Here is a 23,306-nt window from a genome sequence, read left to right on the forward strand (position 1 = left end):
TCTCTAAATCAAATCGTGCGAACCATCGCTACCGTGATATTATCACGCTCCCCACGGTTCTTTACTAACTCTGTCAGATATATTGCTCCATATTTCATTTTTTCCTCATCCGACGCTTCCCCAGGACCGATCTTTTCAATAATCTCCTCCGGTGTGATCACATGACGGAATCCATCTGAACAAACCATATACACTGCATTTCTCTTCACGGTACCTTTTGAAAATTCCGGTTCTACAACCGGAGACGCTCCGACACATTGCAACAATACACTACGTCTCGGATCCACCTTTGCCTGTTCGGGTGTCATACGTCCTGCCGCAAGCTCTCTGGCTATAAATGTCTGATCACTTGTCAACTGTTTTGCAGTATTGGTCAGCTCATAGACACGGCTGTCTCCTACATGCACAATATAGTACTGATCCTTATACATTAAAATAGCGGACACCGTCGTTCCAAGCTGCAAATGATTTTCTTCCCCATATGCACCTAAACGACGGTTCTGGTTCTGAATAATATCATCCCATTGTGTCACAAGCTCCTGCTCTGTAAATGTTCCATTCAAAATCTCGTCAATCAGTGTATCGTCAAACCATGCGCAAAAAGCTTCAATTACCTCTTTGCTGGCAACCTCGCCTTTTGCAAGTCCTCCCATGCCATCACACACGATTGCAAACGCTACATTTCCCTCTTTTGTATTCACGACCTTGATTGCAAGAGAGTCCTGATTTGTTTCTTTTCTTGTTCCTACATCGGTGTGATAAGTTGCAATGTACTCCATATTACTCTCCTTTTCTCAGAAGGAATGTAAATTCCTCATCTCCCAATCGAACTTCTGTCTTATGTTTCAGAAGCACTTCTTTTCCCGGCTGCAATTCTACGCCATTCACATAAGTATGGTTCGTAGAATTGTTGTCTTTGATATAGTTCACGCCATCTCTTTGAACCACAATACAATGTTCGCGGCTGATAGCGCTGTTGTTTTCAATCGCATAATCCGCTTTTGTTTTTGACTTTCCAATTACAAATTCCGGTTTTGTTATGTTGATAATCTCACCTGTTGATTTACGCACAAAATGCGGAATCGGGCGAGCTCCGCCAAGTTGTCCCATCAAATTGCCGTTTGACATCTGTGGTGCCTGTGGTCGAGGCATCTGTCCCGCCATTGGTTGTCCCATTGGTGGACGCTGTCCCATCGTTGGGACCTGTCCCATCATTGGCTGACCTCCTATCGCCGGGCGCTGTCCCATTGGAGGCATCTGTGGTTTTGGCATTTCTGGCTTTGGTGCCTGCGGCTTCGGCATCTCCGGCTTTGGTACTTCCGGTGCTGGTGCCTGTGGCTTTGGCATTTCTGGTTTTCGTACTTCCGGTGCTGGTGCCTGTGGCTTTGGCATCTCCGGTTTTGGTGCTTCCGGTGCTGGTGCCTGTGGCTTCGGCATCTCCGGCTTCGGTGCTTCCGGTGCTGGTGCCTGTGGATTCGGCATCTGTCCCATTATTGGCTGTCCACCCATCGGTGGTACTGGCTGTCCCATCATTGGCTGTCCACTCATCGGCGGTACCGGCTGCCCCATCATTGGCTGTCTGCCCATCGGCGGTACCGGCTGCCCCATTGGCTGTCCACCCATCGGCGGTACTGGCTGTCCCATCATTGGCTGTCCACCCATCGGCGGTACTGGCTGCCCCATTGGCTGTCCACCCATCGGCGGTACTGGCTGTCCCATCATTGGCTGTCCACCCATCGGCGGTACTGACTGTCCCATTGTCGGCATGCCCTGAGGACGCATGTTGTTCATAACACCGACACGATTTACTTTTACATCTTTATTCTGATTTTGTACATCCGGAGCAACTGTTGTGTCTGCTTCCTTCTTCAGACCTTCATCTCTTGTATAAAACAGACCAAGTTTTTCCATTTCTGCATCTACAAGAGCTTTCAACTTCATATTGGAATAGTGATCGGTATTGATCAATGTCAGAATTCTTGCTACATAATCGTCCTTATCTGCTTCATCAAAACGCATATGTGCTACGATATTCCGGAAAAAATCCGGGATGTCTGACTGTCCTAACGCATCCTGCTTCACAGGAACCATGATACATTTAACTGCCTTACTTTCCGGATCAACATAGATATAATTTGGATTGCGCACAAGATAACAGATCTGTACGCCTGCTGCACCAATTTCAAACGCACACAGCAGCCCTTTCAATATAGCAAGCACGTCTTTCTTCTTTAATGTCTGGCGTAGCAGCACTTCCAGAGAAGTATCGTGGTGTACATAAGAAACAATACTTCTCTTTCCATCTTCGTCCTTGTACTGAAATGGAATAATATTTCCAAGCTGTGCCACCTTGTCTGACACTCTGTCATCATAAACGTCTGCCACACCAAGCTGGTACTCTACCAGTGTCATTCCATTCTGTTTTGTTACGTTCAACTCTAACCCCTTCATTTGCTACCTCCTCATGATATGATCATCCTACTTAACGAATCTTAAATGTAAACTCTTCATCTGCAAGTCTTACGAGAGAATCATGTGTCAGAATCTCTTCCTCGCCATCCTCTACGCGTTTTCCATTCACATATGTATGATTCGTAGACTTATTATCTTTGATATAACACACCCCGTCTTTTTGAATAATAAATGCATGCTGACGGCTGATTGCACCATTTCCGCCAACTGTATAATCTACACCTCTGGTTGCCTTTCCAATCTTGAAGATTGCCTTGTTCAACATAATGCGTTCTTCTGTACTTACCCGAATCAGATATGGCAACGCCTTTGGTGTGTTGGTTGCTACGGTTGCCGCACTCACTGCCCCCACTGCATCCTTTACAAGTTCTGTTACAGATTTATTCAGGATAGATGTACTCTTCGGCTTCTTGTCCTTGTCTTTTTCATCATCCTTTTTCTTCTCAATGTTCATGTCGTCGTAGATATCTTCGATCACAGGAACCTTGATATTTTCTGTCTGCCCGGTTGCCGGCTCTTCGTTCTGTACCGTTGTCTCCGGTTCTACATTCTCAGCTGCCTCCGCTGCTGCCTCTGCTTCTGCCGCCTCCATCTCTGCTTCGGTCTGCTGGATAATCGCTGCGCGGTTTACCTTTACTACATTTTTCTTAACCACCGGCGGCTTATCTAAGAAATGATCCAGATCTTCCAACGTCTGAATATTCTTAGTCGGCTGTGCCGTTGGCTTTGCAGATGGAACTTCACCCACAAGTTCTTTGATACGATCCTTAATCAGATTGATATCCGATTCCTTCTTATTGGTCTTTAACTGAAGCTTCTCACCACCATCATTTGTTCTCTCTTCCGGTTTCACCTGGGACAAAATCTGTTCTGCTGCCGGAGAAACTTCTGGTTTTTCCGCAACTGGTTCTGGTTTTGGATCCTCCTGCTTCTCCATCTCTGGTTCTGGTGTCTCTTCAACAGGCACAGGTGTCTCTTCTTTTGTCTGCATACCTGCTGGAAGAATGCTTTCCAGTTCGTCCTCTTCCTTTACAGGCTCTTCTTCTGCTTCTTCCTCTTCATCTTCTTCATCATCACCAATCTCCGGAAGTGGCGTATCGTCCTCTGCCTCAAGATTGTTCATAATATCGTTGATATCCTGTGCCGGAGTTTCCTCCTCTGCACTTACAACCTCGACCCCGTCCGCGTCAATGGCTCCAGCCTCCTCAAAGCTGATACCTTCTTCTTCCATCAACGCCTCTGCAAGTCCAATCAGACCTCGCAGGTTGAAATTATCTCCATTGATATAAGTAAGCAGCTTACCAACATAATTCAGGTCTTCCTCTACATCATATTTCATGTTTGCAAGCAACCGGCGCACAAAACTCTTAAATTCTACAGAAAGCGCCCCCTTACTTTCAATCGGCAGGCACAGGAACTGTACCGTCTTCTTCTCTGCATCCACATAGATAAATCCACGGTTCAACAGCACATAAGAAAGCGGAATTGCCTGCTCTTTCAGGGAAATCATTTCCTGTGCAACGTTACGCAGAATCAGCAAAACACTTTCACAGTCATGTTCCTGTGCAATATACTCTTCCAGAGATGTCTTTCCAGTGATCGGATAAGTCAGATAATCATAGTCGTCATCTTCCTCATAGATAATCTCTATCAGTTCTTCCGGCGCATTGTCCTGACAATAATCCAAAACATCTTCATCTAACTCACAATCCTCGCCCATTGTGTATGACAGATATTTTTCTTCGCCAATATTTCGCGCTCTAAAATTAAAAGTTCTCATAACGTCCCTCCTAATACATTATTTATTCCTATTGTTCCTCTTCCGTCGTTGATTCCTCAGTAGAAGTTTCTCCATCCGGCGATACTCCGTTTGGTCCACCGATAATCTGCGTATCTATATGCTCTTCATAGGTTTCTGTAAAAATATGTGTACCCGATGCTTCATCCCCAACGTGATAATACAGATAATTGTGTTCTTCCGGATATAATACCGCCTGAATACAAGCCATTCCCGGATTACAGATCGGGCCAACCGGCAGTCCGGTATTCTTGTAAGTATTGTAAGGAGAATCAAGCTCCAGATCTTCATACAACACCTGACTCTTATCATACATACCATCCGTCAACGGATATAAAACTGTCGGACACATCTGCAATGGCATATCAGCTTTTAATCGATTGTTAATTACACCTGCAATTGTAGCACGCTCCTGCTCAACCTTTGCCTCTCGTTCTACGATGGAAGCTCTTGTCACAAGCTCAAATGTACTGTACCCAAGCTCTGCTGCTCGATCCTGCAATTCCTGTGTATAATAGTTGTTAAAGGTTCTCAGCATATACTCAACTAATGATTCGGCGGTTGTCGATTCATAAATATCATACGTTGCCGGGAACAGGAAACCCTGCACCTTATAGTTGACATTGGCACCTGCCGGTATGTCTGCCAGATATGCAAAATCGGATTTCGTCACAGATTTGCATGCATTTAAAAAGTCTGTTGCGGAGCAGATACCCTGATCCTCGCAACGTGCAGCTATCATCTCCACCGTAAAGCCTTCCGGCACAACCAGATAATCGACCGGCTGGTCTTCTTCGTATGTCGGACTCATTGCCGCCATCATCTCCAGCGTTGTCATTCCGGTATTTAATGTGTATGTGCCGCCATGCAGCTTGCCACGATACTCAGAGTCCTGCAAACGCTTCGTAAATGCACGTGTATAATGAATCAATCCGTTATCCTTTAAGATCTGGGCGATTTCCTTGACAGATGCGCCCTCCGGAATCTCCACTGTCACATCTTCCCCCTGTGTCGACTCCGTTCCTTTATATTCGTCCATATAATCATCATAATAAGTTCGTATATGCTTATAGGTCAGATTGACAAGTGCAACAATTGCAACTACCAATATGATTCCCTTCACAATTCTGACTGCCGTTTTTCCCACTGTCTGTACCTCTTCTTTGCATTTTTAGTTTACATAACTTTTTATAAAATTACATACTTGATGTAATTTTACAATAATGGTATTATACTATCATCTTTTATATAAAAATACAAGAAAGGATGATAAATTTGAGTAATCCAATTGTTACAATGACAATGGAATCCGGCGATGTTATGACGTTCGAACTGTATCCGGATATTGCACCTAACACAGTAAAGAATTTTATTTCACTGATTAAGAAAGGCTTTTACGATGGATTGATCTTCCATCGTGTCATCAATGGTTTTATGATCCAGGGTGGCTGTCCGGACGGAAACGGTACTGGTGGGCCTGGATATTCTATCCGCGGAGAGTTCGCACAGAATGGTTTTGCTAACGACCTGAAGCATGAACCTGGTGTTCTTTCTATGGCACGTACCATGATGCCGAACTCCGCAGGTTCCCAGTTTTTTATCATGCACAAAAACAGCCCGCATCTTGACGGAAGCTACGCTGCTTTTGGTAAGATCATAGATGGTCTCGACGTCGTAAACAAGATTGCTGACGTTCCAACCGACTACATGGATCGCCCGCTCGAGGATCAGCGTATCAAGACAGTTACCGTCGACACGAAGGGTGTCGAGTATGACGAGCCGGAGAAGATGTAATCTTCTTAAACGGACGCACAGAGTACAAAAAAAATAGAAATCCCCTGCAGACACGCTCTCGCTTGAGAGACAACACATAGCGGTACTAAACTCCCCCGGCTCATGCCGGGCTCGTTAAGTGCCGATGTGTTTCTATCAGTCTGCAGGGGATTTTATTTTTTGTACCCTGTGCTGTGTGTTGATAAATTACTACATTTCTTGCATTTTCTTGAGGAATGCCTTGGCACGGTCGGTCTTCGGGTTGTCGATGACATCCTCCGGCTTTCCTTCCTCGACGATTACACCGCCATCCATGAAGATCACGCGGTCGGATACGCTCCGGGCAAAACCGATCTCGTGCGTTACGATTACCATCGTCATCTTCTCTGCGGCAAGCTCCTTCAACACCTTTAAGATCTCGGCTGTCAGTTCCGGATCGAGCGCCGATGTCGGCTCATCGAAGAAGAGCATCTTCGGCTTTAACGCAAGCGCACGGGCAATCGCCACACGCTGCTGCTGTCCGCCGGACAACTGATATGGATAATAATCGCCCTTATCTTCCAAGTTCATCTTGCGAAGCAGCTCCTTCGCCTCGGCATATACCTCGTCCTTGTCACGCTTCTGCACGTGGATCGGTGCATCTGCAATATTCTTCAGTACCGAATAATGCGGAAACAGATTAAAATTCTGGAATACCAGCCCGTAATAGCTCTGGATCTCCTTCAGCGTTGACTTGCCTGCATAAACCGGAACACCGCTGTCGGAATTAACCGCTTCCTTTCCGCAGTACTCCATGCTTCCGCCATCAATCTTCTCCAGCATGGTCATACAGCGCAGGAAGGTCGATTTTCCCGAACCGGATGGACCGAGAATCGAGATTACCTCACTCTCTGCCACCGACATACTGATATCCTTCAACACTTCGAGATTGTCGAAGCTTTTCTTTATATTTTTTACTTCCAGTAAATTCATAATCGGCCTCCTATCTATAATAATTCATACGTTTTTCGATCTTCTCCATCACAAACGCAACCACAAAGTTAAAGATATAATAGAATACACCTGCAATAAACAGCGGCATGATCGTTGTCTGTGCGGCAGCCACCTGCTTGGCAAGTGTAAACATTTCTGTATAAGAGATAGCAAACGCAAGAGATGTATCCTTAACCAGTGTGATAACCTCGTTTGTGACAGAAGGCAGGATGTTCTTCGCCATCTGCGGGAACACAATCTTGAAGAACGTCTGGCTCTTGCTATATCCTAAGATCTTCGCTGCCTCATGCTGTCCCTGTGGTACCGCCTGAATACCGGAGCGGTAGATCTCTGCAAAATACGCTGCATAGTTTAAGGCAAATCCAATGATAACTGCCTGGAAACGATAGCTTGTCGTAAGTGTCGCGCCAAACAGATAGTATGGTCCGTAAAATACAACCAAAAGCTGTAACATCAGCGGCGTACCACGTGCGATGGAGATATAGAACTTCACCAGCCAGCGGATCGGCGCGATCTTACACATTCTGCCTGCTGCAACCAAAAGTCCGAGCGGAAGGGAGAATAAAAGTGTCAGGAAGAAGATCAGCAGGGATGCGAGCAGACCTTCTGCAAGCTGCTTTGTGATTGAGCAGAACCTATCCCAGAAGCTTGTGTTCTTCTTGCCTGTGGATGTGGTATCTGTCGCAGTTGCCGCAGCGGCATTTCCATCCTGCACCTGATCGTCCGGCGACAGGCAAATGGACTCCTCCAGACCCCATTTCTCTGCGATCTCCTCAAACGTACCATCGGCAAGCATATCAAGCAATGTTGCCTGTACTTTATCACGGAGCTCTGTATTCCCCTTTTTAAATCCGATTCCGTATTCCTCGGAAGATAGACGATCCTCGAGCATCATGAATTTATCCCCGCGGGATTCGATCTCGTAGTTTGCAACACCGATATCCATGCAGATCGCATTGACGGCGCCCGACTCCAGATTCATAAATGCACTGTTGTAATCGCCGACCTGCTGCAGTTCCTTGAATGTCTCTGCAAGCGCTTTATTCTCCTCGCTTACGTCCTCGCCGGTGAGTGCTGCAAGCGCAGAGCTGTCTGCCTGCACGGCAACGACCTTCCCGGAAAGATCGTTAAGCTGTGTGATACCGGAATCCTTACGCACAACGACTACCTGTGAATTATCGACATATGGCGTCGTCCATGTGTATGCATCTTCTCTTCCATTCATTGTAAATCCGTTCCAGATACAGCTGATCGAACCGGAATTTAATTCCATATCCTTCGAATTCCACTCGATCGGCTGTTTCTTCAAGATCCAGCCGTTCCGGTCACATACCTCCTGTGCCAGATCCAGGTCGAAGCCGACGTATTCGCCGTTATCGTCCTTGTAGCCATATGGTGGGAACTCCGCATCGAAGCCGACAACAAACGTATTGTCATCCACTGCTGTCTCTTCCTGCACCTCATCGTCTGCAGTCAGACAGATGGATTCCTCAAGTCCCCATTTCTTTGCGATCTCCTCAAACGTACCATCGGCAAGCATATCAAGCAATGTTGCCTGTACTTTATCACGGAGTTCTGTATTCCCTTTTTTAAATCCGATTCCGTATTCCTCGGAAGACAGACGATCCTCGAGCATCATGAATTTATCTCCGCGGGATTCGATCTCGTAGTTTGCAACACCGATATCCATGCAGATCGCATTGACGGCGCCCGACTCCAGATTCATAAATGCACTGTTGTAATCGCCGACCTGCTGCAAATCCTTGAAAGTCTCACACAGTGCTTTATTCTCCTCGCTTGCATCCTCTCCGGTGAGTGCCGCAAGCGCAGAGCTGTCTGCCTGCACGGCAACAACCTTCCCTGAAAGATCGTTAAGCTGTGTGATGCCGGAATCCTTACGCACGACAACCACCTGTGAATTATCGACATATGGTTTTGTCCAAGTATAGTCATCCTCTCTGCCATTCATCGTGAATCCGTTCCAGATACAGCTGATCGAACCGGAATTTAATTCCATATCCTTCGAGTTCCACTCGATCGGCTGTTTCTTCAGTGTCCAACCATTCCGGTCGCATACCTCCTGTGCCAGATCCAGATCGAAACCGACATATTCGCCGTTATCGTCCTTGTAGCCATATGGCGGGAACTCCGCATCGAAGCCGACAATAAATGTATTGTCGTCCTCTCCGTCCGCCGCCCGCACCGGTGTCTGCATCGATACAATCGGTCCAAGCAGCAGCGCCATCATCAAAATTGCGGTCACTAGCTGTTTCCATTTTGCGTTCATAATGTCTTCCTCTCCTGTTTTTCTTTTAATATGCAGAGATATTGGATCTTGCTGTACTGCCCGTCCCTTCGGCACAAGCCGGATCTCTATCCCTTCCAATCGTTTTGCATAGCCGGCGGTTCCTGCCGGTGCGCCGTTTTCCGCCCAACCAAGCCAGCCGAAACTCTGCGCATGCACACGATAGTATACATCATAATGCCGTTGCATGTCTCCTGTCAATGCAATACAGATAGCTTCGAGTCTTTTTTCCTGTCCGGATGTGCGTAATGAACAATTAAAAACGAAAAACCGCGTACAGATTTTTCTTCTCTGCACGCGGCACACACATTTTCCATTCAGAATGGAGGATTTATCTTCTTTTTCTTCGAATTACGGCATACCCGGTCAGGCTTCCTGCCATAACAAGCATCATCCCTGCAACCGGCATCGCATCTCCGGTCTTTGGCGAAGCTGTGTTATTTGTCTTTGCCGGTTTCGTATCCTTGGCTGCCGGCTTCGTAACATCTGTATCCGGCGCTGCCGGTGTCGTCGATGGTGTAGTTGTTGATGGTGTCGTCGATGGCTTGTCCACGCTTGCAGCCTTCGACTTCTTCACAATAATATAGGTTGAGAACTGATTTGTCTCGAAGGAAATCGTTCCCTGCTCGACCGTTGTCGAAAGCTCGGTCAGCTTGCCATTATGGTTACGCACAACTGTATAATCGTAGTTTGCATCGTAATTATCCAATGCCAGATTCAATGTGACCGGTTTCTCAAACTCTGTAATATTGTTCTCCCAGTTCGAACCATTTCCCTTACTCACAATCTGATCCAGCTTCAAATCTACTGCCTGCGCAGACTGTGCGCCGGATACCAGCGCCTGTGCAGACGTCGTGTCATAGCTCTCTGCATCCGATACCGTCAGTCTCAGATTACCGCTTGCGGCTGCATTTGCACCATTGGTAATGCTTGCAGCCTCAATCTGTTTGCTGTTTGAATTCACTGTATCCGATACCTTCGTGAAAAGCCCCTTCATATGAACCGGACTATTACCCATAACAAATGTAAACGTCGATGTCTGCGCATCTTCCGGCTGTAAGGTCACGCCACCGTTCAACTGCAATCCTGCGACCTGATAACCATAATCCGGGACAAGTTTAATTGTTACCTTCTTTCCTGCCGGAACCGCAATATTTCCGCCCTTTGCATCTCCCGGATTGCCTCCGAACAGAGTTGAAAAATCACTCACACCCTCAATCGCAGTTATCTGTGCCTTTCCATGTTCCAGATATGCGTCCGCGCCGAAGGAATCGCTGTCATACGCCCAGGTTACTGTCAATGTCTCAGATTTCTTATCAATCTGGATGTGTTGCATACCAGCTGTGATTGACGCCGCTGTACTCTCTGTATTTCCAATCGTTATTCCTCCAAATGCAGACAAATCATAGTTAGCTGCATCGTAAGTAATATACACTTTTACAGGTGTAATTTCTGTTTTAAATTCATAAACACCATTTCCTTTCGATATCACAACACTATCTGTAACCAGCTGGCTCATTGTCTTATACCCACTACCTGCATCTGCATAAATTTCAAAGCGCGGGTCTGCCTGCTTTAATTCGTTGTAGAAGTCACTTGCACTTCCAGAAAATGCATTACCCTCGAGCTGCAACGTAACGGAACCTGATGGCGATGGTCCTCCCGGATTTGGATCAACACCGGAGCCCTGGCCTCCGCTTTTGGTGAATTGCGCTTCAATACCCAGGTTTTGATCTGCGCCTGTCGCCGTAATGGTTGCTGTCATGGTTCTTCCCTCACCGCCTGTCAGCGGCACAGTGTTTCCATTCAACCGAAGAGTTACCTGATATCCTTCACTTGGCGTAACAGTAATGGTAAATATCGTATTTTCCTGTACCTCTTCTATCTGCTTGCTCGACTGCTGGAACCCTTTACCTGTATCACTTGAAACTATCTTCATAGTCCCCATCACACTGGTTCCATCCTTATAAGTAAACGTTCCATCGGACGCTTCACACGCTTCGTGAGATTCATCAATCTTCACTGTGTACGTCCCTGCCGCATAGCTTCGCTTCACCGGCAGATAGCTCACGATCAAAAACAATGCCATCAGAAGCGGTAATAGTCTTTTCTTCCTGTTCATAGCCTTGTTCCTCCTCTTTCTTTTTTGATTTTATTTCAGCAAAAATGCCCATAAACTAAAATAACCATAGCAGATTTTCGCCTGCTATGGTAGTTGACATATGTCTCAAATGCACAAAAATACGCTATTTTTCAGGGTTCCACCCATAATAGAACTGAATCAGTCCCATACGTGCCTTCGTCTCGGTCTTCTCATTCATATTCGAGATGTGACGATAGATTGCTGCCCGGGAGATACCAAGTGTATGTGCAATATCCTGCACATTTTCCCCCGAGGAAAGCAACGCCCGAAGCACTTCCCGCTCCCGATCCGTCAAGCTGTATTGTTCGCCGAAGGCTGTGAATTTATCCATCGTGGACAGATCGGCCTGCTTATCCTCCGGTTCCGCTGCCCCGCCTGTCTGTGGCATCAATGCGGATGCCGCAGCTTCCATGCTTCTAAGCTCCATCCCTATCAGAATGTTTTGGTACGAAAACGCCAACACGCTGATCAGGAAAAAGAGAATAACCGCGACAATCATCACTTCATATCGCACTGAAGCGAATCCGCCTGCCAATGTCATGATCATCAGTGCGCATACATTATTCACAGCCCGGCCCAATCCGACCCACAGCTTCGGTTTCGCACTATGATAGGAGATATCCATAAATCCAACTGTGAAATATACCGAGAAAAAGCCTGCAGACAGATAAAATACAAGCAGTCCCAGCAGGAACGGTCCGCCAAACCCAATCACGATCACGCAGATTGTGGACAAAAGCGTCACACAATACATAATCATATGCATCCATCTCCGACCGCGTATATCATACAGAAAGCCAGCCGCAATTCCGCTTAACGCAAGCAACAGGCGCGGCCATTGTCCGATATCCACGTCGCCCGATGCATGCACCGCAGTAACCGCATTGTCAAGCGTTGTAAATACAATCGTCTGGAGAAAGACAATTCCGATCAGCATAATCCCGACGTAAACAGGATATTGTATGTCCTTCTGTCCGACAGCCTCCTGCGGTTGTCCGGCGATGGTATATCCCCCCTCCTGCTCCTGACACGGAAGACTCCCCTTTCTGCCCCGAGTACAAAGCACAAACAACAGATACCCGGTCCCTGCACACAGTGCAACTGCCTGGGTGTGATTTTCATGAATCATATTATTATTCAGAAACTGGAGGAAGATTCCCCCTGCATACGCAAACCCAACACATCTCGCAAGCATTGCACGATCATAAACCGAGTACGCCATCCGGTAATGTACACCAGCCCCAAGCACACCAAGCAGGAAAAACAGTACTCCGCCCGCGATCATCATCTGCACATATCCTGCATACAGGATAATGCAGCCCATGCATCCGGCTCCAATGCCGAACGCAAACAATCCGGTTCCCCCGGTCACCCACGGACTCTTATCCGCGAAGAAACCGGAAATCCAGTTGTATAGCAGAAACCCGATTGCACTTACGCCAAGCATCTGATTCTGCGCACGCACTACGCCTGATGCATCTGTCACGTACATCATACAATTATCAAACAGGTATTCCGTTCCCAGAAATGCGAAGAAAAATACTGCAAGCAAGATGATATTTATATATATAGTTCCTTTTTTCGCATTTGCCTTCATCATTTCTATCCTTCCGGCTTCCCGGTGTTTTATTCCTCTGCACTTCCATCGGCAGCGTCAGTTTCCGTATCATTTGCAGGCCCATCATCCACCGTTTGTTCCGTATCATTGTCCGTGTCCCCGGATTCTGCTTCCAAATCCTTATCAACCTCATGCAACAATACACTCTCATCATGTGCATGCAGGTCTTCTTCCGGCAGGTATGGCTTGAAGCATCTGAGCATAATGTACGCCCACAGATATCCAACCGCGCCAAATCCGATAATCACATATACTATGATTGAAATAATGATATCATAATAGAAACACCATGCAATCACAAGATACGTAAGCAGCATCAAAAGCGTCATCGGAAAGTTCTTGATACTTAGCAAAAATGCATTTCGAAGCTGCACCTTCCACGAATTGTCGAACTTCGCCTGCAGGGCGAATGTATAGATAAATGTCATGACCGTCAGAGTGAGTAATACTACACTTACAAACAGAAACGGCTTCGCGATTGCATTCCCAGTTGCCTTCCACTGTGTCATCCAGAACCAGATATCTACCGACAGGATGAAAAATGCGACTAAAAAGAGCATCCACATACCGGTTGCCTGCTTGAAGTTCTGCTTGAAGCTCCGTGTATAGAACTTCCAGATATATCCGTCGTCGCCGGAGATTCCTTTCATCGCTGTATAGTAAAGTGAAGTGAATGCTGCGCCGATCGTGATAATCGGGACGCACGAAAGCACGAAAAGAATGGACAAAAGCATCGCATCACCCACTCTGCTCAGCATCCTTATAAATATGTTGTCGTAGTTCATTCCTGATTCGCCGTTATCTGCCATGTATCCAACACTCCTGTCTTCTTTTTTATTTTATCTCACCAACAGACTGCATGCAGTCCGCAGTCGTTTCCGGTATGTTCCTGCGACGTATCCGCAATCATCTGTACCAAAACTGCACATAATAGTTTATGATACCATCTTCGATATTTATTTTCAATTAGATATCAAGTTTTTCACGCCATTTTACTTGACAAAACGCAGTTTTACTTCTAGATTATAGAGAGCATGAATAAAAAAGCTGATAAACAGAAACACCTACTATATACAGGAGGAATATCATGAAGACACCATTTGTAACGAAAGCACAGATTGAAGAGATCGTAAAGACATACCCGACACCGTTCCATATCTACGACGAGAAGGGCATCCGTGAAAATGCAAGAAAATTAAAGCAGGCATTTGCATGGAACAAAGGTTATAAAGAATATTTCGCAGTCAAGGCAACTCCGAACCCAACCATCCTGAAGATTCTGAAGGAGGAGGGCTGCGGTACCGACTGTTCTTCTTATACAGAGCTTCTGATGTCAGAGAGAATGGGCATCACAGGTTCTGACATCATGTTCTCATCGAACGACACACCTGCCGAGGAATTTGTCCTCGCGAAGAAGCTCGGTGCGAACATCAACTTAGATGATTACACACATGTACAGTTCCTGAAGGATACATGTGGTGTTCCGGAGACAGTATTCTGCCGTTACAATCCGGGCGGAACGTTCTCTATCTCCACAACGATCATGGACAACCCCGGCGATGCCAAATACGGCATGACGAAGGAGCAGTTGTTCCAAGCATATACCGAGCTGCGTGACGCAGGTGCGAAGAAATTCGGTCTGCATTCGTTCCTTGCAAGTAACACGGTCACAAACGACTACTACCCAACCCTTGCAAAGATTCTGTTTGAGGTCGCTGTTGAGCTGAAGGAAAAGACCGGTATTGCGCTTTCTTACATCAACCTGTCCGGCGGTGTCGGTATCCCTTACACACCGGATAAGGAAGGCAATGATATCCTGAAGATTGGCGAAGGTGTACACAAAGTATTCGATGAGGTGCTTGTCCCTGCCGGACTTGGCGATATCAGCCTGTTCACAGAGCTTGGCCGTTTCATGCTTGCCCCTTATGGACACCTTGTTACAAAAGCAATCCACGAGAAGCATATCTACAAGGAGTACATCGGCGTGGATGCCTGTGCCGTCAACCTGATGCGTCCGGCTATGTATGGTGCTTACCATCACATCACCGTCCTTGGCAAGGAAACTGCACCTTGTGACCACACCTATGATGTGACCGGTTCCCTGTGCGAGAACAACGATAAGTTCGCGATCGACCGCAAGCTTCCGAAGATTGACATGGGCGATTATCTTGTAATCCATGACACAGGTGCACATGGCTTCGCAATGGGTTATAACTACAACGGAAAGCTCAAATCCGCAGAGCTTCTGCTGTGTGAGGACGGCAGCGTAAAGCAGATCCGCCGTGCCGAGACACCGGAAGATTACTTCGCTACGCTGGATGGTTTCTGGAATGTAGAGGTGTAAGAACATATAAGCATATAAATAAGAATGTGTAAGATGAAAACACCCCACCGGTCATAGATCGCACCGGTGGGGTATTTTATATTAAAAAGGAAAGGGTTTTTAATTGTGATTACTTTACATTTTCTATTCCGTCACCCTGATAGGCGACACGGAATCTGCCATAAGACACATACGTCTTAGCCTTATGTTCCGGATCCAGAGGATCTGTCACGGATATGTACGTTGCTGTCCCATCTAATATACTATCAAATGCATGGACCGCATCTTCTATAATATCCGGATAGAGGGAATTGCCAAATCCCCTGAAATCATGATGGGAATTATACATCAAATCATATTTGTCCTTCATGGAACGCAGACGTTCCAGTCCTGCTTTCGCTTCCCGGATCCGTTCTTTTTCCCGTCCCGGCTCCGGAACCGCCAGATAATAGTTGCAGTTGCAGGCATCTCCAAGCAACAGTGTCTTCGTCTTGTCATCCAGAAATACCATCTCGCCAAATGTGTGTCCCGGACAGTGATATGCTGTCACCGTCCGGTCTCCAAGCTCAAACACCTGCCCATCCGTAAGCGGAAGCTTCTCCGGTGTCTTCGGCCATGGCCGCACATCCTCATCCAGATTATAGTCGTAATGTTTATCCGCCCGGTCGGCAATGATCCTTGCATAGCTCTTACGGAAATCCACAGTCGGAAGTGTATTCCCGCTATCCCAGTCCATATCCGCCGGGTGAATATAGATAGAGTCGAAGAATCCGGCTCCGCCAATATGGTCGCCATGGTTATGGGTCGCCACAACATCATACGGTTTATCTGTGATTTTGTTCTCTATGACCCATCTGAGATCCCCGATTCCGGTTCCACAGTCTATCACCAATGCCCGTTTGCTTCCGATAATCACAAACACGCTCACACAGTCAAATTCATCAATCTCGTAAATTCCATCTGCAAACTCATAATACGGTAATTTTCTCGTCACCATGTCTCACGCCTTCTTTCTCTTCTGTCCGCCCTGGTAGCAGTCGATTGCGACTGCGAGAAGCAGAATCAGTCCTTTAATAACACTCTGGAAGTTGGAATTAACACCCATCAGCACAAGTCCGTTATCGAGGATACCAAGGATGATAACACCTACAACCGTACCGCTGATTTTTCCTTCACCTCCGGCAATGCTGACACCACCTAAGCAGGCTGCCGTCATACAGTCAAATGCATAGGAACTTCCTGCGCCCGGCTGCGATGCGTTTGTTCTGGCAACCATGATGATTGCTGCGATGCTGGCTGCAAATCCTGCAAAAGAATACACGAGTACAGTCAGTTTGTTGACATTGATACCTGCAAGTCTGGCTGCTTCTTTGTTTCCGCCAAGTGCATAAATATTTCTGCCAAGGTATGTCTTGTTCATGACAATCCAGCCAAATACAATGAAGATCACAAACAGAATAACCGGAATCGGAACCGGTCCGACATATCCCTGTCCGACTGTCAAAAATGCTTTCGGCATGCCGGTAATCGGATAGCCGCCGGTGATCAGATATGCCACGCCCTGCAGCACAAGCATCATGGCAAGTGTTACAATAATGGGCGCGATATGCAGCTTGATGGCGACGACGCCGTTGATGGCACCAAATGCAACGCCAAGTGCAATGCCGATAATCACTGCAACCGGAATCGGCAACCCGACATTTACCATACAATAGCCCATAACCATGCCGACGACCGCCATGATTCCTCCGACCGACAAATCCATACCTCCGCCGATCATGACCATCGTAACGCCGATTACAACAATTCCGAAAATAGATACCTGACGTAAAATATTGATCAGGTTTGCTACAGATAAAAAGTTCGGTGCAATAATCGAGAAGATAATAACGACTGCCACCAAAAATACATATATACCAAATTTCTTATAAAAAGTTATAAATTTATTACTTGTTTTTTCCATGTTCCTCGCCTCCTGATGCTAAATCCAGAATATAGTTCTGGTCGAATTCTGATTTCGCAAGCTCTCCGGTCTTCCTGCCCTCGTAGATGGTGATAATCCGGTCAGACATACCCAAAAGCTCCGGCATATCCGAGCTTACCATAATGATTGCCTTCCCTTCACCGGCAAGCTGATTCATCAGTTTGTAAATCTCCTGCTTGGCACCGACATCGATTCCCCGCGTCGGTTCATCAAAGATGATGATTTCACTGTTTGCCGCAAGTGTCTTTGCGATTACAACCTTCTGCTGATTACCGCCCGAGAGATTCTCCACCCTTTGCTCGAGGGATGGTGTCTTGATCTGGAATTTCTCCTCATAATCCTCGGCAATCCGGTTTTCCAGCTTCTCATCAACGAATGGTCCTTTGGAGATGCCACGCAGGTTATTTACAACGACATTCCATTTGATGCTCATCCGGAGAAATGCGCCATGCGCCTTCCGGTCCTCCGGGATATATCCGATTCCATGCCGGATTGCCTGTTGACATGTACGGATATTTGTTTCCTTGCCATTTACAAAAATCTTTCCGCTTTCAATCGGATCAGCACCATAGATTACCCGCATCAGCTCGGTACGGCCGGCGCCAACCAGTCCGGCAAATCCAAGGATTTCTCCCCGGTGCAGGGTAAACGAAATATCATGGTCTCCATTTCCTGTCAGATGCTCTACCCGCAATGCTTCCTCGCCGATCTGACTGATACGCGACGGATACGATTCCTTGAGTTCACGGCCTGCCATCATCGTGATCAGCTTCTGCCTGTCGATGTCTTTTATATTTTCTGTGCCAACATAGCAGCCATCCCGCATAACCGTTACGCGGTCCGCAAGCTCGAACAACTCCTCCAACCGGTGGGAGATAAAGATGATCGTCACACCTTTTGCTTTTAATTCCCGCACAATACGAAACAGCGTCTCGACTTCGCTGACCGTCAGTGGTGCAGTCGGCTCATCCATAATCAGGATCTTTACATTCCGGCTGACTGCCTTCGCAATTTCGACGAGCTGCTGATGTGCCGGTGACATTGTCTTTACCTGTCGGGATACATCGATATCTACCCGAAGGTCATCAAATATTTTCTTCGCACGTGCTTCGCGATCTTTGACGTCGCAGAACGCACCGGGTTTCGTCTTGTCACCGAGAAATACATTTTCCGCTGCGCTTATGCCAGGCACCAGCGTAAATTCCTGATAGATGACCTCGATTCCCAGATCTTTTGCAAGCTTCGGTGTCATCTGGTTGTATTGTTTGCCTTCCAGTTCAATCGTTCCGGAATCCGGAACAATTGCCCCCGACAATACCTTGATCAGGGTTGATTTTCCTGCTCCGTTTTCACCGATCAGAGCGTGGATCTCGCCTTCTTCTACATCGAACGATACATCATTGATTGCGATAACGCCGGGATATGTTTTTACGATATTTTTTACACTCAGTATGTTTTTCACAGAGTTCATCCCCTTTCTAAGAATGCCTCCGATGATTCACCAGAGGCATTCTTTTTGCAATCTTTATTTGTCTGCTTTATAGTAATCTGCGATATTTGCCTTTGTTACTGCGTGGATCGGAGTTTCGATTGCCGCATCAAATGTCTTGCCGTCAACCAACTCCTGGATATATTTCGCTACAACACTTCCAAGCGCCTCGAAGTACATCGTACCTCGCATGCATGTTCCGTCATTGATACCCTTCAAAGCCTGATTTGTACCGTCACAGGCGAATACGCCGAAGTTTTCGTTGTCCTTGCCTGCTGCCTTCACTGCCTCAACAGATTCTACCGCTGCCGCATCACCATAGCACACGATTCCGTTCAGGTTCGAATATTTCTGAAGCATCGTCTCTGTCGTTGTTGTTCCGGATCCTACAACATCCTTACCGATATCAACGACTTCCAAAATATTGACATTCGGAGCTTTCTCCTTGATTGCATCCTGGATACCCTGTCCACGATCCTGCATATCCTGGTTCTGATAGGTTGTATATACTACGATGTTTCCTTCGCCGCCGAGCTGGCTGTTCAGCCAGTCTGCTGCCATATCACCGATCTGTGTTCCGATAGAATACTGGTCAGTTTTGAGCACGAGATCATGTACTGCTGTCTCAACACCACATTCAATGATCTTGACGCCCTTTTCCTGTGCTGCCCTGAGCGCATCGTCACAGGATGTATCGGATACCATCGCTACGATGTAATTACAATTTCCGGTTACCATGTTCTCGATTGCAGATACGGCTGCTGCCGAATCGTTATCGAAACTTGCAGATACATAATCCCATCCACGATTGTCACATTCCTCGTGAAGCTTCTCATCGATTCCAATCATAAACTCCGTCTGGAGTGTCGGCGCCAGGAATCCTACCTTTACTCCACTTCCAGATGTGCCGCCCTTTCCTGCGGAACATCCTGTCATCATTGCTACTGTCATAACTACTGCCAACAAAATACCAAACAATCTCTTTCGTTTTTTCATAGTCATTTCCTCCTCATTTTCTTTGTTTTTTCTTCCGTCAGATACAGGGAAATGGCAGAAGCACGTCCGGCTTCCGGTGGGATCATTTCGATGTATCTATCTGATGGTTTTATTATATGGAGGATCTGCCCTTCCCACAATCGGACAAGTTTCGGATTTAGGGAGAGGATTTTCAGTTCTTTCTCTCCCTTGCGAAAATAACCACCGCAATTACAAGAATTGCGATTTCCCAGATATAAGAAAAATAGCTGTAAAGAGAAAGTCCCGCAGACAGATTCAGAAGAAGCACCATGGACAGACTGCCCAAAACAGTGCCGCGCAGGTTCCCTTTTCCTTTTAGAAAGTTTATTCCGCCAAGACACGCTGCCGCAATTACCGGATACAGGTATCTCCTGCCAATACCGGCACTGCCGCCATTGGTGATGAACAAAAAGATCATTGCCACCTGGGCAAATACAATACCACTGATTCCACAGATAATCATGCGGCACATATCAAAACGGATTCCGCTGTTTTTGACCGAGGTTTCATTTTCTCCCAGCATCCGTACGTATTTCCCATAATATGTATGTGTAAGCAAAAACTGCAGGAACACATAAATTACAACTGCAATACCGGAAAAAATCATCCAGAACATGCAGGAACCATAGTAATCCCTCGGGATCGGTGCCTGTATCGCATCTCCGAACATAGCAGCTATCCCCTGATAGATCTGCTGCAAAATAAAGGTCAGCAAAATAGGGTTTACACGGATTTTGCCGATCAGAAGTCCCTTTGCCATCCCGAACAGCATCTGTGCCAGTATCATAACCGTTAAGCTCACCCAGACCGGAACCCCTGCCCGCAGGCATAGTCCGCCCAGGCATGTCGCCATTGCGATTTCCGCCATAAATGCGAAATCTAAAACACCACTCAGCATCTCGAGCGAAAGTCCCATCGTCAACAGTACGATAATCACAAACTGATGCAGTACATAGTCTGCAGTAAGTCTGGGGAACAATGCGATGGCAAGAATCAGGATCAAAACGATATTTCCGATTTCCATATGATATTTATCATAAAATGACCACACAGTCTTCAAGCTATCACCTCCAGCCGGTCCGCAACATCCACACAGACTTTACTCTCGTTTTCGAGCAGAAGGACGCTGCTTCCTCTCTCCACGATCTCCCGCAATTCCCGCTTCAGCCATGCGACCTCCCGGACGTTTAGATTTTGCAGCATGTTTTTCAGGATCAGCACACGCGGATGAAACAGCTTATAACGATAGATTCCTATTTTCCAGGCTTCTGTCTCAGGGTTCAGCATCTCGATATCCCGTCTGTCCAATCCCAGGAAATTGTCTTCCAATATATACTTTTGCCGCTTCTGATAAAACCCGAATGCTGAACATATGCGCGGATATGTCGGCAGAAGAATGTTTTCCTCGTTGGTCAGATTCTCGCAGATTTCCGTATGGTTTCCATACTCCATAAGCGCAATCCGGTGCTTCATAAGCTCCTGTATGTTTTTATAGGCGATGATCTCGCCATCTAACTCAAACCGCGACTGTATGGCATTGGAATGAAGGATGTCCGACCATACTTCATCCACCTGTCCGGGTGTACCGAGTGCCGCAAGGATTTCCCCTGCCCGCATCGAAATCTGCGGCTGCCAGCTGCCATCCCGGAACGTCTGCCACACGAAGGAATCCACCGGTCTTAGCTGTGGTTTTCCGCTGGCAGCACGTGCTTCCGGTATGGTAGTATCTGCTGCCTCCAGACCGCGTTTTAATATCTCGTCAATCATCCATGTATCTTCGTTTTGACAGATCTTTTTGTAGATTGTATGATGCCGGAACAAAATCACTTCATCAAAGAAAGGATCCGTGAAATCTGCCCGGTTATCAATCGATATAACCGTAATCCCGTCCTGCTTCAACCGGTTCACAAACTGTCTCAGCTTCCGGCGTTCTTCTCCAGGAAAACACGCTACAATCTCCCGCAAAACAAGAATACGCGCCCCCTGTGTGATAGCGCGTACCATCCCGATCAGAATACGGTCTCCGTTCTTCAGATGGCTGCTATGCTCATCTGCCGCATAAGGCAGATCGTATTTTTCAAGCAGTGCACGTCCCTGTATATGCAACGCCTTTTCATTCAACCGGATTTTACGCAGGCTGTTTCTTCGTAACAAAAAAAGATTCTCGCTGACATCGAGCGAATCCATGTACACCGTGTCTTTGGAGATCACAAAAATGCCAGCATCCTCAAAATCCCGTTTTCCTTCCGGCTTCCATGGTTCTCCATCCAAGTAAATCCGGCCTCTTGCGAGCGTTCCTTTCCCATCGAAAAAGTCCGCCAGTATCTCCTTGCTGTTTTCCACGCCTGCAACTCCCATGCTGTACCCCCGGCAGATAATCAGGTTCAAATCTTCAATCTCATGCCTGCCCGGTCTGATGATATTCACATGTTCCATCCGAATGATCTCATGTCTCATAATCCATGCCTGCTTTTTCTTTCCTGTTTTTCTAAATCACAGATCATTTCTGTCTGCCTTCTTAGGAAGCCAGATTTCTACATCTGTTCCGATTCCGGTCGTGCTGTAGAGGCGGAGTCCATAACGGTTTCCAAATGCGAGCTGGATCCGCTGGTTTACATTGCTCAATGCAATTCCGTTTCCGTGCTTCCCGTTCCTGTCTGTTCCATGTGCATCCATTCCTGACGTCTCTCCGTGCGTGCTTCCATCGTCGCCACTCTCCCGGTGCTCCTCCGTCTGTTCCAGTGCCTGTCTCATGGAAACAAGGGTATCCCAGTCAATTCCTGTTCCGTTATCCGATATGACAACAACCAGTTCCTGATCTGTCGTGTAAATCCGTATTGTCACCTTTCCGTTTTCTGCCTTCGTCTCTAAGCCGTGGAAAATTGCATTTTCCACAATCGGCTGCAGGGAAAGCTTGGGAATCAGATAATTCCCGACTTCATCCCTGTCATCCTCCACATTGATTTCAAGGGTGAATTTATTTTCAAACCGGTAGCTCTGAATCAAGAAATAATTCTCAATATTCCGAAGCTCATCGCGGATTGTCACAATGTTTTCTTTGTTGCTGATGCTATACCGGAAAAAAGCCGCCAGCGCCTTCGCCATACGGGCAATGCTGTCACATTCATATAAAAGCGCCTCACTTCGTATACATTCCAGCGTGTTATATAAAAAATGCGGATTGATCTGACTTTGCAAGGCTGCAATTTTCGCCTGCTTATTCTGCACCTTGACGGAATATTCCTCCCGCAGCTTCTGCTGCACGCGCTGTTTCTCCCGATAGTCATCCTCAAGTTTTTTTATCTTCTTTGTTTGTATCCGATGCATCAAAAGGATTGTCCCAGCCCAGACAATCAACGCACCCACACATATCCAGATTGTTTTTCCCATG

The 23,306-nt window shown here is 46.8% G+C and carries 18 protein-coding genes and 1 pseudogene; 2 read left to right on the top strand and 17 right to left on the bottom strand.

Annotated elements, in window-relative coordinates; all coding sequences use genetic code 11:
• Positions 1 to 8: 8 nt before the first annotated feature.
• From ACZQK9_RS02880 to mltG, 4 genes are read right to left on the bottom strand one after another with little or no spacing between them, the layout of a single operon-like run.
• A complete protein-coding gene (locus ACZQK9_RS02880; protein WP_216507885.1) occupies positions 9 to 779 on the bottom strand; it encodes a PP2C family protein-serine/threonine phosphatase in 771 nt (256 codons plus the stop codon).
• Between the two features lies 1 nt (position 780).
• The gene (locus ACZQK9_RS02885; protein WP_483269551.1) at positions 781 to 2,451 is read right to left on the bottom strand and encodes a DUF6382 and FHA domain-containing protein; all 1,671 of its coding nucleotides are present in this window, start codon (positions 2,449 to 2,451) and stop codon (positions 781 to 783) included.
• A 31-nt stretch (positions 2,452 to 2,482) separates the two neighbouring features.
• Positions 2,483 to 4,252, bottom strand: coding sequence for an FHA domain-containing protein (locus ACZQK9_RS02890; RefSeq protein ID WP_483269552.1), 1,770 nt, complete (start codon positions 4,250 to 4,252; stop codon positions 2,483 to 2,485).
• Between the two features lie 28 nt (positions 4,253 to 4,280).
• Entirely contained in the window at positions 4,281 to 5,417 is a 1,137-nt protein-coding gene (gene mltG, locus ACZQK9_RS02895) for an endolytic transglycosylase MltG (RefSeq protein WP_483269553.1), read from the bottom strand.
• Positions 5,418 to 5,545: 128 nt separating this feature from the next.
• Here mltG and ACZQK9_RS02900 point away from each other — a divergent pair, with 128 nt between their 5' ends.
• A complete protein-coding gene (locus ACZQK9_RS02900; protein ID WP_253292254.1) occupies positions 5,546 to 6,064 on the top strand; it encodes a peptidylprolyl isomerase in 519 nt (172 codons plus the stop codon).
• 189 nt (positions 6,065 to 6,253) lie between these two features.
• Here the strand turns inward: ACZQK9_RS02900 and ACZQK9_RS02905 are convergent, their stop codons facing one another.
• The 6 genes and pseudogenes from ACZQK9_RS02905 to ACZQK9_RS02930 form a co-directional block, all read right to left on the bottom strand.
• On the bottom strand, positions 6,254 to 7,015 hold the full coding sequence (locus tag ACZQK9_RS02905) for an amino acid ABC transporter ATP-binding protein (protein WP_178017741.1): 762 nt from the start codon (positions 7,013 to 7,015) through the stop codon (positions 6,254 to 6,256).
• A 10-nt stretch (positions 7,016 to 7,025) separates the two neighbouring features.
• Positions 7,026 to 7,661: an amino acid ABC transporter permease gene (locus tag ACZQK9_RS02910; protein WP_483269704.1), complete on the bottom strand. Its 636-nt coding sequence runs from the start codon at positions 7,659 to 7,661 to the stop codon at positions 7,026 to 7,028.
• A 132-nt stretch (positions 7,662 to 7,793) separates the two neighbouring features.
• A pseudogene (locus tag ACZQK9_RS02915) lies at positions 7,794 to 9,530 on the bottom strand (transporter substrate-binding domain-containing protein); the annotation flags it as partial.
• A gap of 142 nt (positions 9,531 to 9,672) precedes the next feature.
• The gene (locus ACZQK9_RS02920; RefSeq protein ID WP_483269554.1) at positions 9,673 to 11,463 is read right to left on the bottom strand and encodes an InlB B-repeat-containing protein; all 1,791 of its coding nucleotides are present in this window, start codon (positions 11,461 to 11,463) and stop codon (positions 9,673 to 9,675) included.
• Between the two features lie 124 nt (positions 11,464 to 11,587).
• Positions 11,588 to 13,084 (bottom strand): helix-turn-helix transcriptional regulator, encoded by a 1,497-nt coding sequence (locus tag ACZQK9_RS02925; protein WP_483269555.1) that lies wholly within the window; start codon positions 13,082 to 13,084, stop codon positions 11,588 to 11,590.
• A 26-nt stretch (positions 13,085 to 13,110) separates the two neighbouring features.
• Positions 13,111 to 13,911: a YesL family protein gene (locus ACZQK9_RS02930; RefSeq protein WP_483269556.1), complete on the bottom strand. Its 801-nt coding sequence runs from the start codon at positions 13,909 to 13,911 to the stop codon at positions 13,111 to 13,113.
• A 275-nt stretch (positions 13,912 to 14,186) separates the two neighbouring features.
• Here ACZQK9_RS02930 and ACZQK9_RS02935 point away from each other — a divergent pair, with 275 nt between their 5' ends.
• Positions 14,187 to 15,446 (top strand): diaminopimelate decarboxylase, encoded by a 1,260-nt coding sequence (locus ACZQK9_RS02935; protein ID WP_483269705.1) that lies wholly within the window; start codon positions 14,187 to 14,189, stop codon positions 15,444 to 15,446.
• A gap of 109 nt (positions 15,447 to 15,555) precedes the next feature.
• Here the strand turns inward: ACZQK9_RS02935 and ACZQK9_RS02940 are convergent, their stop codons facing one another.
• The 7 genes from ACZQK9_RS02940 to ACZQK9_RS02970 all read right to left on the bottom strand — a co-directional run bounded on the left by ACZQK9_RS02940 (position 15,556) and on the right by ACZQK9_RS02970 (position 23,305).
• Positions 15,556 to 16,422 carry an MBL fold metallo-hydrolase gene (locus ACZQK9_RS02940; protein WP_483269557.1) on the bottom strand — a complete coding sequence of 289 codons (867 nt, stop codon included), beginning with the start codon at positions 16,420 to 16,422 and terminating at the stop codon, positions 15,556 to 15,558.
• Between the two features lie 3 nt (positions 16,423 to 16,425).
• On the bottom strand, positions 16,426 to 17,388 hold the full coding sequence (locus tag ACZQK9_RS02945; RefSeq protein ID WP_118545639.1) for an ABC transporter permease: 963 nt from the start codon (positions 17,386 to 17,388) through the stop codon (positions 16,426 to 16,428).
• Positions 17,372 to 18,880: a sugar ABC transporter ATP-binding protein gene (locus ACZQK9_RS02950; protein WP_118545641.1), complete on the bottom strand. Its 1,509-nt coding sequence runs from the start codon at positions 18,878 to 18,880 to the stop codon at positions 17,372 to 17,374. The genes ACZQK9_RS02945 and ACZQK9_RS02950 overlap by 17 nt, the downstream gene beginning before the upstream one ends.
• 54 nt (positions 18,881 to 18,934) lie before the next feature.
• Entirely contained in the window at positions 18,935 to 19,894 is a 960-nt protein-coding gene (locus ACZQK9_RS02955; protein WP_243029236.1) for a sugar ABC transporter substrate-binding protein, read from the bottom strand.
• A 172-nt stretch (positions 19,895 to 20,066) separates the two neighbouring features.
• Positions 20,067 to 20,966 (bottom strand): ABC transporter permease, encoded by a 900-nt coding sequence (locus tag ACZQK9_RS02960; protein ID WP_483269706.1) that lies wholly within the window; start codon positions 20,964 to 20,966, stop codon positions 20,067 to 20,069.
• A 5-nt stretch (positions 20,967 to 20,971) separates the two neighbouring features.
• A complete protein-coding gene (locus ACZQK9_RS02965; RefSeq protein WP_483269558.1) occupies positions 20,972 to 22,372 on the bottom strand; it encodes a sugar ABC transporter ATP-binding protein in 1,401 nt (466 codons plus the stop codon).
• A 36-nt stretch (positions 22,373 to 22,408) separates the two neighbouring features.
• Positions 22,409 to 23,305 carry a sensor histidine kinase gene (locus ACZQK9_RS02970; protein WP_483269559.1) on the bottom strand — a complete coding sequence of 299 codons (897 nt, stop codon included), beginning with the start codon at positions 23,303 to 23,305 and terminating at the stop codon, positions 22,409 to 22,411.
• Position 23,306: the final 1 nt, after the last annotated feature.

The sequence above is a fragment of the Wujia sp. genome, from assembly GCF_056872695.1.